Genomic DNA, 13,292 nt, shown 5'->3' on the forward strand with positions numbered 1-13,292 from the left:
GTCTCAAATATAGTCATATTAAAAATAATCGCCAAAAAATAATTTTCAATATTTAGCGAACGTTCGCTTGTTTTGTAAAAATCTTTTTTCTAATATTGTCGTGTAGAAAATATTAGATATCAGATTGTTATGGTTTTAATTTTTAAAAGAAACACAGGCGATTCGATTATTACTAATTAAAATAAAATCCACAGCTATGAAAAACCAATTAGAAATTACCGCAACGGCAATGGAATTTTTAGCCGAAAAGAAACTTTCTTATCCAAAGATCTGGACCGAAGAAGCAATTGTTTTTATAAATGAATTGCATCGAAAATTCGAATCGCAACGAAAACTGTTATTGTTACAACGCGAACAAAAACAAACTGCTTTTGATCAGGGTATCATGCCGGTTTTTACACCTGAAACGAAAAGTGTCAGAGAAAGTAATTGGACAGCTGGCGAAATCCCCAAAGATTTATTAGATCGTAGAGTAGAGATTACCGGTCCTGTTGATCGCAAAATGATAATCAATGCATTGAATTCTGGAGCAAAAACTTTTATGGCTGATTTTGAAGACAGCACTTCGCCAACCTGGCAAAATTTGATGGAAGGGCAGCTGAATTTAATCGACGCAGTAAACAAAACCATTACGTATACCGATTTGGTGAAGCAAAAATCTTATCATTTAAATGAAAAAACAGCAACATTAATCGTGCGCCCAAGAGGTTTGCATTTGCCTGAAAAGCATGTTTTGATAGAAGGAAAAGAAGTTTCGGGTTCTTTGGTAGATTTTGGTTTGTATGTTTTTCATAATCATAAACGACTTTTAGAAAACAATTCAGCACCCTATTTCTATATTCCAAAATTAGAGCATTATCTCGAAGCACGTTGGTGGAATACCGTAATTGATTTTACTGAGAATCATCTAAAATTGAAAAGAGGAACAATAAAAGTGACGGTTTTAATCGAAACGATAACGGCAAGTTTTCAATTGGATGAAATTATCTACGAATTGAAAGAGCATATCGTAGGCTTGAATTGCGGACGTTGGGATTATATTTTTTCTTACATCAAAAAGTTCAGAAAGAATCCAAAATTTATTGTTCCGGATCGCGATCAGGTAACTATGACCTCGCCTTTTATGAATGCGTACTCTAATCTTGTAATTCAAAGATGTCATAAACGCGGTATTCACGCGATTGGCGGAATGGCCGCACAAATTCCGATTAAAAATAATGAAGAAGCCAATGCGATTGCTTTCGCAAAAGTAAAAACCGATAAAGAACGAGAAGTTCGAAACGGTCATGATGGAACATGGGTAGCACATCCGGATTTGGTGGCAATAGCAAAAGAAATTTTTGATAAAGGAATGCCAACTCCAAATCAGATTCATATTAAAAGGGAACATCGCAAAATAACAGAAGCAGATTTGATTGAACCACCAATTGGAATCATAACAGAAAACGGTGTTCGAAAAAATATCAATGTCGGAGTTTTATATCTGGCTTCATGGCTAAACGGACAAGGGGCAGCAGCTTTACATAATTTGATGGAAGATGCTGCAACGGCCGAAATTTCGAGATCGCAATTGTGGCAATGGCTTCAGAATAAAGTGGTTTTGGATAATGGAAAAAAATTAGATGTGGCATATTACCACGAATTGGCTTTAGACGAATATCAAAAGATTAAATCGGAATTAGGAGAGGAAAATTACGAAAAACGTCAATTTCCTTTAGCCGAAAAAGTACTGGAAAGATTAGTAGTAAATACTGATTTTGTTGACTTTTTGACTATTCCATGTTATAAATACCTGTAAACAATTAAAAATTTAGAATTAAAAATTAAAAATCTGCGGTATCTGCTAAATCTGCGGGCAAATAATTTTTCACGCAGATTTAGCAGATCAGGCAGATAAAATGAGATTGTAAAATTTTCGCAGATTATAAACAAAACAAAACAATTAATGCTTTTTAGTCTTAATTAAAAATTTAGAATTAAAAATTAAAAATCTGCGGTATCTGCTAAATCTGCGGGCGAATAATTTTTCACGCAGATTTAGCAGATCAGGTAGATAAAATGAGATTGTAAAATTTTCGCAGATTATAAATTAAACAAAACAATTAATGCTTTTTAGTCTTAATTAAAAATTTAGAATTAAAAATTAAAAATCTGCAGTATCTGCTAAATCTGCGGGCGAATAATTTTTTACCAAGATTTTGCAGATCAGGCAGATAAAATGATAATATAAAAAAATCTGCGAATGATTTTAAACACATAGAAACATAGATTAAAATGTGAATAAAAAGAGTTTAAAAAAAATCTGGATTTTCATACATAGCTATGTTTGTTTAGACAAATGAAATGACTTAACCACAACGAAAAGCTATGTTTCTATGTGTTTAAAAAAATAAGTCCAGTTAAAACTGAATACTTATAACTGCGACTGCAAACTTTACTTACTAACCAACTTAACTATAACATTTATGAAAACAACAGAAGACAGAATTCAGGAATTGATTAACGATTGGATTACGAACCCAAGATGGAAAGGTGTTGAACGTCCCTATACAGCTACAGAAGTAGTTACGCTCCAGGGTTCGTATCAAATTGAGCATTCTATTGCCAAAATGGGAGCGCAAAAATTATGGAGAAAGTTAAAAAGTCAGGATTATGTTGCTGGTTTAGGCGCACTGACAGGAAATCAGGCGATTCAGGAAGTCGATGCTGGTTTAGAAGCGATTTATTTAAGCGGCTGGCAAGTCGCGGCCGATGCAAATTTGGCGGGAGAAATGTACCCGGACCAATCGCTTTATCCGGTAAATAGTGTGCCAATGGTGGTAAAAAAAATTAATAATGCTTTGTTACGTGCTGATCAGATTCAGACCGTAAATGAAGTGGAAGATAAAAAAGATTATTTGGTTCCGATTGTGGCTGATGCCGAGGCTGGTTTTGGGGGAAACCTAAATGCTTTTGAACTAATGAAGTCAATGATTGAAGCCGGAGCTTCCGGAGTTCACTTTGAAGATCAATTGAGTTCTGCTAAAAAATGCGGGCATTTGGGCGGAAAAGTTTTGGTTCCAACACAAGAAGCAATTAATAAACTAATTGCAGCTCGTTTGGCTGCGGATGTTATGGGAGTTTCGACTTTGATTGTGGCACGAACAGATGCAGATGCGGCTAATTTATTAACCAGCGATGCTGACCCAAGAGATGCTAAATTTATTACAGGCGAAAAAACAAACGAAGGTTTTTTCTATGTAAACAGCGGAATCGATCAGGGAATTGCAAGAGGATTAAGCTACGCACCTTATGCCGATTTGATTTGGATGGAAACCAGTAATCCGGATTTAGTTTATGCTAAAAAATTCGCTGATGCCATGCGAAAAGAATTTCCGGATAAAATGCTGGCTTACAATTGTTCTCCTTCTTTCAATTGGGCGGCAAAATTATCTGTTGCTGAAATGGAAACGTTCAGAGAAGATTTGGCTGCAATGGGATATAAGTTCCAGTTCATCACTTTGGCAGGATTCCATGCTTTGAATACAAGTATGTTTGAATTGTCTAAAGCATACAAAGAACGCGGTATGGCGGGTTACTCTGAATTGCAGGAGAGAGAATTTGCTTTACAGAAAAACGGATTCAGAGCGGTAAAACACCAGGCTTTTGTAGGGACTTCTTATTTTGATGCTGTTCAAAATACGGTAACAATAGGAAGGTCTTCAACTACAGCGATGAAACATTCTACGGAGGTTGAGCAATTTTAATTCAATAGAACACGGTTCTTGATTGAGCCGTGTTTTGTTTTGCCACAGATTTCACAGATTAAAAGGATTAAAAAAAATGTTGCCACGAATTTCACAAATTCACACGAATTTTAATTTGATTTTTTAAGTCAATTAATTAGTGAAAATTTGTGAAATTCGTGGCAAACAAAAAATCATTTTAATCTGTGAAATCTGTGGCTATTATTTTTTCAAAAGCCTTGCTTTCATTTTGCTGAAAAATTCTGGTGTAACACCAATGAAAGAAGCGATTTGTTTTTGAGGAACTTTATGAACCAGTGATCCGTATTTGGTCGTGAATTTCTCAAAACGTTCTTCGGCAGTTAAGCTCAAATTATCCATTAATCTTTGCTGATTGGCAACTAAAGAGTTTTCGATCAAAATTCTAAAAAACCGTTCCAATTTTGGAATTTCAAGATACAATTGTTCCTGATTTTCTTTGGATAAAGAAACTACTTCGGCTTCTTCAAGAACTTCAATAAAAAGCTGTCCGGGTTTTTGCGAAAAAAAACTGTACATATCGCTCATCCACCAGCCTTCGCAGGCAAATGAAAGAACGTGCTCAACAATATTATCGTTGATGTTGAAACTTCTTAAAATTCCCGAGTTTACGAAATACGAATGTTTACAAACTTCGCCAGCGTTTAATAAAATCGTTTTGGGCTTGTAAGTATTCGTTTCTAGTTTAGATAAAAAAAGTGCTTGCTCTTCTGAAGTCAATGAAACGTGTTTGGCAATGTTTTCAAGAATTAACTCCATTATTTTTTGTCATCTATTAAAGTGAATGATGTCGCTTTAAAACGATCTTTTTCGATTGTTCCCGTTACAGAAGCCTTTCTAACAGCATTGCAAAAACCATTATCAGCATGTGCGTCGCCGTGATCGTGAATGGTTGTTCCATCAACAAAATAGGATTTTCCGTCAATACGAACGGCTAAATCACAACTTTTACCTTTCATTCCAAATTGACATTCTCCGCAAGAAGCCTCTACAATTGTTGGTTTATCAAATTTCTTTTTAGTTTGAGCCTGAGCTGCAATTCCTATAATCAGGAAAAGCACGAATATAAGTTTTTTCATTTTTTAAGAATTTACAGTTATTAATTTAGAGGTAGTTTTAGCACGTTCTACTATTTCTTCGATTGGGGTTGCTAATGAATCATGACTTAAAACAACGCCCATTCGGCGATACGGTCTTGAAGTTGGTTTTCCGAAGATTCTGAAATCGGTTTTTGGCAAGGCTGCTACTTTTTCTATTCCGCTAAAAGTTGGATTTGTCGAATCTTCAGAAGCTAAAATTACGGCACTTGCTCCGGCTTTTTCTAAAGTAATTTCGAAAATTGGCAAACTTAAAATAGCGCGTAAATGCAATTCAAATTCGTTGAAGTTTTGCGTTCCGGCCAAAGTTACCATTCCGGTATCGTGTGGGCGAGGAGAAAGTTCAGAGAAATAAACGCCTTCATTAGTTAAGAAAAATTCTACGCCAAAAAGTCCTGCGCCGCCAAGTGCTTCCGTTATTTTTTCGGCCATGTCCTGAGCTTCGTACAAATCTTTTTCTGAAACTAAAGCGGGTTGCCAGCTTTCCTGATAATCGCCTCGTTCTTGTCTGTGTCCAATTGGAGCGCAAAATAAGGTTGGATTATTATTCTGTGTAATGGTTAAAAGTGTGATTTCTGAATTGAAATCAACAAATGCTTCTACTATTACTTCGATAACATCGCCACGTGAACCTTCAACAGCATATTGCCATGCTTTTTCGATATCACTTTCTGTTTTTATAGTCGATTGTCCTTTTCCTGATGAAGACATTAAAGGTTTTACCACACACGGAATTCCAACTTCCTGAACTGCTTTTTGCAATTCTTCTGCTGAAGTGGCATATTGATATTTGGCAGTTTTTAATCCAAGTTCTTTTGCAGCTAAATCACGAATGGCTTTACGATTCATGGTAAAGTTGGCCGCTTTCGCTGAAGGAACAACGGTAATTCCCTGTTTTTCGTAATCGTAAAAACGTTCTGTGCGAATGGCTTCTATTTCGGGAACTATAAAATCAGGTTTGTGTTTGGCTACGATTCGGTCCAGCTCTTCGCCGTCGAGCATATTAATCACTTCAAAACCGTGAGCAACTTGCATAGCCGGAGCATTTTCGTAACTATCAACAGCAATTATAGTTTGTCCGATTCGTTGTGCGGCAATGACAAATTCTTTGCCTAATTCGCCTGAACCGAGGAGTAGTATTTTCATTTTGTTTGATTTAGAGATTGAGAATTTTGGCTTGCTTTGACAATTATTAAACTGCTTATAAAAGTTAGAATCATTAATATAAATGATAGGAATAGAATCATTAATAATGAGAATAAAATTTGATAAGGAATTGGTGAATTAAATACTGATGAAATTCCATTTACGAATAATCCAATAACATATATTGCTAAAAGAGCGATAATAATTTTTGAACTTACTCCAAAAGAAAATTGTGAACAAGCTTTGAGGTAATGTATTTGATTTAGTGATGGGCTTATTTTTGTAGCTGTATTCCAAAATAGAAAAACTATAAATATTGGAAACAAAATTCCCCAGAAAATGGGATTCCAAAACATGCCGAAATTGCAAATTTGTATGCATTGAAAAATAAAATAGCTGTCTGAAAATATTAATAAAGGAAAAAAAAGACACACAAAAAATCCAGCTATAATTGAATGCTTTTGGATGCTATTTTTGGTTTTCATTTAAATTCAGTTTTGAGAGTAAAGATAAATAAAATGGAATTTATTCTCACGCAGATTTTGCAGATTCAGCAGATTTAATATTTTAACCGCAAAGTTCGCAAAGGATTACGCGAAGCACGCAAAGGAAAATTATTCGCATGCATTAACGTAGAGACGCACTGCAGTGCGTCTACGTGATCTATATTTAACCGCAAGGTTCGCAAAGGGATTGCGCGAAGAGCGCAAAGCTTTGTTTTGAAGTAAAATAAAAAAGGTTCGCAAAGATTATTAAAATCTTTGCGAACCTTGCGTAATCCCTTTGCGAACTTTGCGGTTAAATTCTAATGAAAATGATCTTCTTCAATCTCAAATTCGGCGTCTTTTTCCCAAATTTCCATTTCACAAGGTTTGCAGTTGAATTTTAGTTTGTATTCTAATTCGCCTTGTTTCAATACTAATGGTTCTTTTACCTTAACACCCACTATGTCTCTTTGGTGTATTGGACATTTTTTTAATTCGTATTTGATACAGTATTTGGTTGTCATTACACGAGATTTTCCCGGATCCCATTGTAATTCGAATGCTTTTTCGATTTCGGTAACACCGTGACGTTCGTAGAATTTACGAGCCGTTTTGTTTGATACATTGTACATGAAATCTAATTTGGTTTCAGGATACGGATGTGATGTTTTTACTATTTGGTATTCTTCGCGTTTGTAATTTTTCAAACGAATTTCGGTTAACTGATCGTAAACCGTTCTTCTCATTTCGTTGATTTTTGAAATAGGAAGGAACCAGTTTTGCGAGAACATAATATTAATTTCATCAGCAGTATAAGGCGTAAAACCTGTTTTTGCTAATTGTGTTTTGATGTTCTCTTCGATCGATTCGCTAGTTTTGGTCTGCTCTTTTGCGTGTTCTAAATTTACGATACTTACATTTCCGTCTTCGTCGGTTGCGATTAGTTCAAAACCAGTTTCTGTTTCTGTAAGTAATAAAGTTGTACTTAATTTACGAACTGCACTGTCTTCTCTTTCTACAATTTTAATGAAAGCGGCGTCGTTATTTCTATATATGAAAGTTCCGTCTTTTACTTCTTTTAAAACATTCGGGTAAATTTTACCGTTTTCGGCTTTGTTTACGTAGATTCCATCCGCTTCGTTGTTTTCGTTGATGAAACAAAGTCCGTCGCCGTTGTTTAGTAATTCCCCGTTTTCGATTTCGTAAGCGTTTCCAACCGTTCTGATTAATTTACCAATATATTGACCTTTTGATTTTGGACTTTCCCAAGAACCAATAGAGCTATGTCTTTCGTTTACAAAATAATCGGTATAACCACGGTTGAAAGTTCTGTTTAAAGACGAATCAAAAGTATACGTGCAAGTTCCAGATGAAGCTTTCCTATATTTATCGCTTCCTGCTCCTTCTAAATAACTGTCTAGTTTTTGACGTAAGTAGGAAACGTTATTTTTTACATAAACGACATCTTTCAATCTTCCTTCAATTTTAAAAGAAACAATTCCGGCTTCAATCAAATTCGGAATCTGTTCTGAAATATCTAAATCTTTTATCGAAAGTAAGTGACTGTTTTTGATTAAAGTTTCTCCGTTTCCGTCGATTAAGTTATAAGGTAAACGACAGTTTTGAGCGCAAGAACCACGGTTGGCGCTGCGTTCTCCGTTAGCCACACTCATATAACAGTTTCCGCTGAAGGAAACACATAAAGCTCCGGTTACGAAAAACTCTAACTCAACATCAGCATGATCATATATTGTTTTAATTTGATGCAGGTTTAATTCACGGGCTAAAACCACACGTTTGATTCCGGCATCTTTTAAGAATTTAATTTTATCAGCATCACGGTTATTGGCTTGTGTGCTGGCATGAAGTACGATAGGAGGTAAGTCCATTTCCATAATTGCCATATCCTGAATGATCAGTGCATCAACTCCAATATCGTATAATTCCCAAATCATTGAGCGACAAGTTTCTAATTCGTTGTCGTACAAAATGGTATTCATAACAACAAAAACCTGAGCATTAAATAAATGCGCATATTGTACCAAAGCGGCAACATCTTCAATAGAATTGTTGGCGTTAGAACGTGCGCCAAACTGCGGTGCACCAATATAAACTGCATCGGCGCCACTGTTGATGGCGGCCATTCCTCCAATTAAATCTTTAGCAGGAGCTAATATTTCAATTTTCTTCTTCATTTTTAGAACTTTAGGCTTTTGTGGTATTCGTGGAAAAAAGTTTGCAAAGTTCTTATAAATATTTCGAGTTTACTAATGCTGAAGTGACTTTTTTTGAAATAGTTAGATTATATGGAATGATGATGATTAAGCAATTACGGTTTATTTAAGATATTTAATACTTCTGGTCGTTTCAGATTGCTTTATATATTGTCCGTTCTTAAAAGCGGAATATTTCTTTTTAATCCAATTGCCAAATTTATCATATTTAATTTCCATTTGATATTTAGCAGTTTTGATTATATCTCCATATTCGTTTATAATATCTTCCGGGTCGGTTTTTGAAGAATCAATTTTAGTTGTTTGTGAAGTAATAAGTTCATCGTTATTATTGTAGTATTCAATAATTACTTCATTTGCTTCGTAATTATATTTATTCTTTTCTTTTCCGAGGATTTGATCTCCAACGTAACCAGTAAGTTCGATTGGATCTCCTTTTTCATTATTTATTATATCTGTTTTTCGAAAAACTTTGCCATTTTGATCTTTGTCAGTAATATTAATTAAATAATATTTTGAATCATAATTATAAAAAGCAATTTCTATAGTATGCCCTAAATAACGATGCCAGTTTTCAAATTTTCTTGCTGTGCAACGAATTTCAGTGCTATCGTATACTCTTGTTAAGCGTTGTTTTAAATTATTGTCACCATCATATCTAAGTTCGATTACGACATTGTTTTTGGAGTTATAAGTAGTTATTTCTTTAGTTTTTTCTATTGTATTATTTGAGTTATAAAAAGTAGTATTTGTTACGGTTTCAGAAACTAATTTAGTGGAATGGAAATTATTGTTTTTTCCAAAATTTAAGGAAGTTAAAGTGCTCTGTGAATAAATACTAATATTTAAGAAGAGAACGATTATAAAAATTAATTGTTTCATATTAAAGTAATTATTCTAAATAGTATTTAATCTAAAGGAAAAGAATATCCTGCTGCAAATCCTCCAAAAGATTGTTTAGTAGATAAATTTGAATAGAAAGAAACTCCGATTTCGATATTGTTTTTCCGACCCAATGCAAGACCTAAGCCAATAGGAATATGAGCAAATACACCACTTTTTTTCTCATTGACATAATTAGTGTAGGTTTTGAAAGAGCCTATCGATGCGCCAATACCGGTTTCTATAAATGGTGCAACCCATGGAATGGGAGCACAAAGACGAACTTTTGTTCCTAATAAAAACGCGTTAGTTTCTACTTTATAGCCTTGTGGGTTTTTAATTTTATCGTCATCAGTTGAGGTAAAAATAGCTCCGGCATACGGCCTTACACTAAACCATCTTGTTAAACCAATTATATATTCTCCTTGGGTATAAAAACCAAATCCATCGATCACTTCTGGATTTTCTTCTTCGTAATCGGAAGTGCTTGATCCAAAACCAATTGAGGCTTTAATAAATCTTCCCTCTGTTTGGGCATTTGCCTGATTTGAATAAAATAGTGTAAAAATTAAAATTAAAGAAAGGTTACGTACAGTTTGTGTCATGAATATTTACGATTTACAAAATGCCACAAATGTAGGATTATTTTTCAATTCAAATAAAAAAAAACTACCCAGTCTAAGTAACCGGATAGTTTCATTCTCAAAAAAATAGTGCCAAATATTATGACAGTTTTTTCGCTTTGATTTTAGTCAAAGTATTTTCGATACTGTTTAATTGTTTTGAAACGATACCAATTTGACTTGAATCAAGATGGTTGTGTTCAAGAGCCATTTTATATTTTTCGATGGCAGCTTCTTCCCCGGTAATACAAGCATTAATAATCGCTTCTGTATCTCCGCTTGTGAAAGAAGATTTAATATCGATCCAGGCACGGTGTATTGCTCCTAATGGTCCGCCGCCTGAAGTATCAGTTGATTTTCCTAGTTTGTTGATTTCGTCTTGTATTTCTACAATAAATAGCGCACGTTCGCGGGCATATTCTAAAAAGTCGGTTTTGATTGCCGGGCTGTCTACATGTTCTGCGGCATTGGTGTATCCTAGTTTTCCGTCTTCAAGAATTGAAATTAATCCTTCTAATGTGCTAACTGCTTTTTCTGTGGTTTCATCTGTATGTATCATAATAAATAATTTTTATATTAAAGTATAATACAAAGTTGGGATTTTGTAAGAGGTTATGTCTTATAGAATTACAACGGGTGTTTATAAAATTGTGGAATGGGAATTTTGAAAGACTTAGTTATATTTTTACTTTAATATCTTTTGAAATACCATATATTTTTGAATAAAAGAAAATAGTATTGTCAAACGCAAAATCGTGTTCGATTACATTGTAAAATCCATTTTCTTTCATTTTTTGTAATTTCTCTACTGGTAAAAGTTTTTTCAACTCTTCTTTAGTGATTTTTCTATTTAATTTAAAAATATTGTAAAGGTCTTTGTAGATAAGATAAGACATGTTTGATCCCAATTTTCTTTCATTTTTATTATTGATGTCAAGTGCCCAATAATTAAAATTTTCAGCTTTTTTATTGAATTCATTACTTTCGTTTAAAACATCAAAGACAAAAATTTTGTTATAAATTTCTACTATTTTTATTTCCTTTTTATTTATTGAAAACGTAGTAATTAAATTTGATTTATTTAATTTTTGAATAGCATAGTCTGTCAAGATTTTTACATTATATGTGGCAAATCCTGTTGCTTTTTTTGAAGAAGTATTAATGTTATCCTGAAATTTGATAGTATGATAGGTTAAATCTTTGTCTAAAAGCGTACCTCCGTTCTCGCTTGTGGTATGGATGCTGTCAATTACTATTTTCTTTTTATTTTCATTAATTGCATCAAAAGATTTTAATTTTATTTTGACAAAATCGAGATCATTGTTTTTTTGAAAGAAGCTCGGGAAATTTGATTCAAGTACAAGTTGTTGCTTGTTAAATTGAGTCACTAAGCTTAATCTTGAATTTTTTGAAAGTGAATCGATACAGGAAATTAATTTTTCGTTGGAAAGAGTACTTTTAAAGAAAACTTCTTTTTCATCAAATTTTTTAAGGCTTACTTCTTTTGAAATGGCATTGTAGTTTTCAAACATACCATAAATTGCATCATATATAGCCGAAGAATTTTCGTTATTAATCTTTTCACTTTCGCCTTTGTAAAAAACGGAAAGCATGATGTTTGGATTTTGCTGTGCGTTAATTTCTTTAGAAAACAGTATAAATGTTAGAACAAGAAGTAATCTTTTTTTCATTTTTGTCGGTGGTTTTGTTAACTTAAGTTGCAAACATATCATTTTACATTAACTTCTGAATTATAAAGATTATAATTAATTTGAAGTGTTATATACATCAAAAAAAAGCCTCAGGGATTTCCTGAGGCCTTATTTTTATAAATTTGAATGTGTTGATTACACAGCCAAAGCTTCTTTGATTCTGCGTAATGCTTCTTTTAAGATATCGTCGCTTGTTGCGTAAGAAAAACGAATACAATTTGGATTTCCAAAAGCATCTCCTGTTACTGTTGCTACGTTTGCTTCAGCTAAAAGGTACATTGAAACATCGTTTGCATCTTTAATTTCGGTTCCTCTTAAAGTTTTTCCGAAGAAAGAAGAAACGTCTGGGAATACGTAAAAAGCTCCTTCCGGAACGTTGATTTTTACTCCAGGAATTTCTTTTAATAATCCAACTACTAAATCTCTACGAGTATGGAAAGCCTGAACCATGTGGTTTAATACGCTTGGATCAGCTTCTACAGCCGTAATTGTAGCACGTTGCGCTACTGAATTTGCTCCTGAAGTTACTTGTCCCTGAATTTTTGTACATGCTTTTGCGATGAATTCCGGTGCTCCGATGTAACCAATTCTGTATCCTGTCATAGCAAATGCTTTTGCTACTCCGTTTACAGTGATGGTTCTTTCTAACATTCCCGGGATTGACCCGATGCTGCAGAAAGTTCCTGAGAAATTGATGTGCTCATAAATCTCATCGGCAACTACATATATGTTTGGGTATTTTTCTAAAACTTTTGCAAGAGCTGTAAGCTCTTCTCTGCTGTAAACAGATCCAGATGGGTTACAAGGAGAAGAGAACCACATCATTTTTGTTTTTGGTGTGATGGCCGCTTCTAATTGTTCTGGTGTAATTTTGAAATCAGTATCTACAGATGTTGGAACTTCAACCGGAACTCCTCCTGAAAGTTTTACAATTTCAAAGTAAGAAACCCAGTAAGGTGCCGGTAAAATAACCTCGTCACCGTCGTTTAACATTACTTGTGCAATGTTGTACAAAGATTGTTTTGCTCCTGTAGAAACTACGATTTGTGATGGTTTGTACTCTAAATTATTGTCTCTTTTGAATTTTTTACAAATTGCCTCTCTCAATTCTAAATAACCTTCTACCGGAGAATAGGTGCTGTAGTTTTCATCGACTGCTTTTTTTACAGCTTCTTTGATGAAGTCAGGAGTATTAAAGTCAGGTTCGCCTAAACTTAAACTGATAATGTCTTTTCCTTGTGCTTTTAACTCACGTGCTAAAGCAGCCATTGCTAAGGTTTGTGATGTTGCTAAGTTGTTGATTCTGTCTGAAAGAATATGATTCATTATAAAATTTTTGAATGTCCTTA

The 13,292-nt window shown here is 34.0% G+C and carries 12 protein-coding genes; 2 read left to right on the top strand and 10 right to left on the bottom strand.

The window, feature by feature from the left end; genetic code table 11:
* The first annotated feature begins 196 nt into the window (after positions 1-196).
* Both aceB and aceA read left to right on the top strand, forming a co-directional pair.
* Positions 197-1,798: a malate synthase A gene (gene aceB, locus B0M43_RS08870; RefSeq protein ID WP_078008641.1), complete on the top strand. Its 1,602-nt coding sequence runs from the start codon at positions 197-199 to the stop codon at positions 1,796-1,798.
* A 667-nt stretch (positions 1,799-2,465) separates the two neighbouring features.
* Complete coding sequence (gene aceA, locus B0M43_RS08875) at positions 2,466-3,746, top strand: isocitrate lyase (RefSeq protein WP_078008640.1); 1,281 nt, start codon at positions 2,466-2,468, stop codon at positions 3,744-3,746.
* 201 nt (positions 3,747-3,947) lie between these two features.
* On the opposite strand, the gene B0M43_RS08880 is transcribed toward aceA, so the two are convergent.
* The 10 genes from B0M43_RS08880 to B0M43_RS08925 all read right to left on the bottom strand — a co-directional run bounded on the left by B0M43_RS08880 (position 3,948) and on the right by B0M43_RS08925 (position 13,269).
* The gene (locus B0M43_RS08880; RefSeq protein WP_078008639.1) at positions 3,948-4,523 is read right to left on the bottom strand and encodes a Crp/Fnr family transcriptional regulator; all 576 of its coding nucleotides are present in this window, start codon (positions 4,521-4,523) and stop codon (positions 3,948-3,950) included.
* Positions 4,523-4,843: a DUF6370 family protein gene (locus B0M43_RS08885; RefSeq protein WP_065452112.1), complete on the bottom strand. Its 321-nt coding sequence runs from the start codon at positions 4,841-4,843 to the stop codon at positions 4,523-4,525. Before B0M43_RS08885 ends, B0M43_RS08880 begins: the two co-directional genes overlap by 1 nt.
* A gap of 3 nt (positions 4,844-4,846) precedes the next feature.
* Entirely contained in the window at positions 4,847-6,007 is a 1,161-nt protein-coding gene (purT, locus tag B0M43_RS08890) for a formate-dependent phosphoribosylglycinamide formyltransferase (protein ID WP_078008638.1), read from the bottom strand.
* Entirely contained in the window at positions 6,004-6,492 is a 489-nt protein-coding gene (locus B0M43_RS08895; protein ID WP_123921846.1) for a hypothetical protein, read from the bottom strand. Before B0M43_RS08895 ends, purT begins: the two co-directional genes overlap by 4 nt.
* 320 nt (positions 6,493-6,812) lie before the next feature.
* Entirely contained in the window at positions 6,813-8,687 is a 1,875-nt protein-coding gene (locus B0M43_RS08900; RefSeq protein WP_078008636.1) for a U32 family peptidase, read from the bottom strand.
* Positions 8,688-8,828: 141 nt separating this feature from the next.
* The gene (locus B0M43_RS08905) at positions 8,829-9,608 is read right to left on the bottom strand and encodes a hypothetical protein (RefSeq protein WP_078008635.1); all 780 of its coding nucleotides are present in this window, start codon (positions 9,606-9,608) and stop codon (positions 8,829-8,831) included.
* Between the two features lie 26 nt (positions 9,609-9,634).
* Positions 9,635-10,213 carry an autotransporter outer membrane beta-barrel domain-containing protein gene (locus B0M43_RS08910; protein WP_078008634.1) on the bottom strand — a complete coding sequence of 193 codons (579 nt, stop codon included), beginning with the start codon at positions 10,211-10,213 and terminating at the stop codon, positions 9,635-9,637.
* A 118-nt stretch (positions 10,214-10,331) separates the two neighbouring features.
* A complete protein-coding gene (locus B0M43_RS08915; protein ID WP_065452116.1) occupies positions 10,332-10,790 on the bottom strand; it encodes a PA2169 family four-helix-bundle protein in 459 nt (152 codons plus the stop codon).
* A gap of 118 nt (positions 10,791-10,908) precedes the next feature.
* Positions 10,909-11,922, bottom strand: a complete 1,014-nt coding sequence (locus B0M43_RS08920; RefSeq protein ID WP_078008633.1) for a hypothetical protein — start codon at positions 11,920-11,922, stop codon at positions 10,909-10,911.
* 156 nt (positions 11,923-12,078) lie between these two features.
* Positions 12,079-13,269: a pyridoxal phosphate-dependent aminotransferase gene (locus tag B0M43_RS08925; RefSeq protein WP_065452118.1), complete on the bottom strand. Its 1,191-nt coding sequence runs from the start codon at positions 13,267-13,269 to the stop codon at positions 12,079-12,081.
* Between the last annotated feature and the right edge of the window lie 23 nt (positions 13,270-13,292).

This window comes from Flavobacterium sp. KBS0721 (genome assembly GCF_002007065.3).
GTDB lineage: Bacteria > Bacteroidota > Bacteroidia > Flavobacteriales > Flavobacteriaceae > Flavobacterium > Flavobacterium piscis.

What these genes read in the sequence shown, in the direction of transcription:
- aceA (WP_078008640.1), top strand. Translation starts at nt 2,466, where the DNA reads ATGAAAACAACAGAAGACAGAATTCAGGAATTGATTAACGATTGGATT.
- B0M43_RS08895 (WP_123921846.1), bottom strand. Translation starts at nt 6,492, where the DNA reads ATGAAAACCAAAAATAGCATCCAAAAGCATTCAATTATAGCTGGATTT.
- purT (WP_078008638.1), bottom strand. Translation starts at nt 6,007, where the DNA reads ATGAAAATACTACTCCTCGGTTCAGGCGAATTAGGCAAAGAATTTGTC.
- B0M43_RS08910 (WP_078008634.1), bottom strand. Translation starts at nt 10,213, where the DNA reads ATGACACAAACTGTACGTAACCTTTCTTTAATTTTAATTTTTACACTA.
- B0M43_RS08880 (WP_078008639.1), bottom strand. Translation starts at nt 4,523, where the DNA reads ATGGAGTTAATTCTTGAAAACATTGCCAAACACGTTTCATTGACTTCA.
- B0M43_RS08915 (WP_065452116.1), bottom strand. Translation starts at nt 10,790, where the DNA reads ATGATACATACAGATGAAACCACAGAAAAAGCAGTTAGCACATTAGAA.
- aceB (WP_078008641.1), top strand. Translation starts at nt 197, where the DNA reads ATGAAAAACCAATTAGAAATTACCGCAACGGCAATGGAATTTTTAGCC.
- B0M43_RS08900 (WP_078008636.1), bottom strand. Translation starts at nt 8,687, where the DNA reads ATGAAGAAGAAAATTGAAATATTAGCTCCTGCTAAAGATTTAATTGGA.
- B0M43_RS08925 (WP_065452118.1), bottom strand. Translation starts at nt 13,269, where the DNA reads ATGAATCATATTCTTTCAGACAGAATCAACAACTTAGCAACATCACAA.
- B0M43_RS08905 (WP_078008635.1), bottom strand. Translation starts at nt 9,608, where the DNA reads ATGAAACAATTAATTTTTATAATCGTTCTCTTCTTAAATATTAGTATT.
- B0M43_RS08920 (WP_078008633.1), bottom strand. Translation starts at nt 11,922, where the DNA reads ATGAAAAAAAGATTACTTCTTGTTCTAACATTTATACTGTTTTCTAAA.
- B0M43_RS08885 (WP_065452112.1), bottom strand. Translation starts at nt 4,843, where the DNA reads ATGAAAAAACTTATATTCGTGCTTTTCCTGATTATAGGAATTGCAGCT.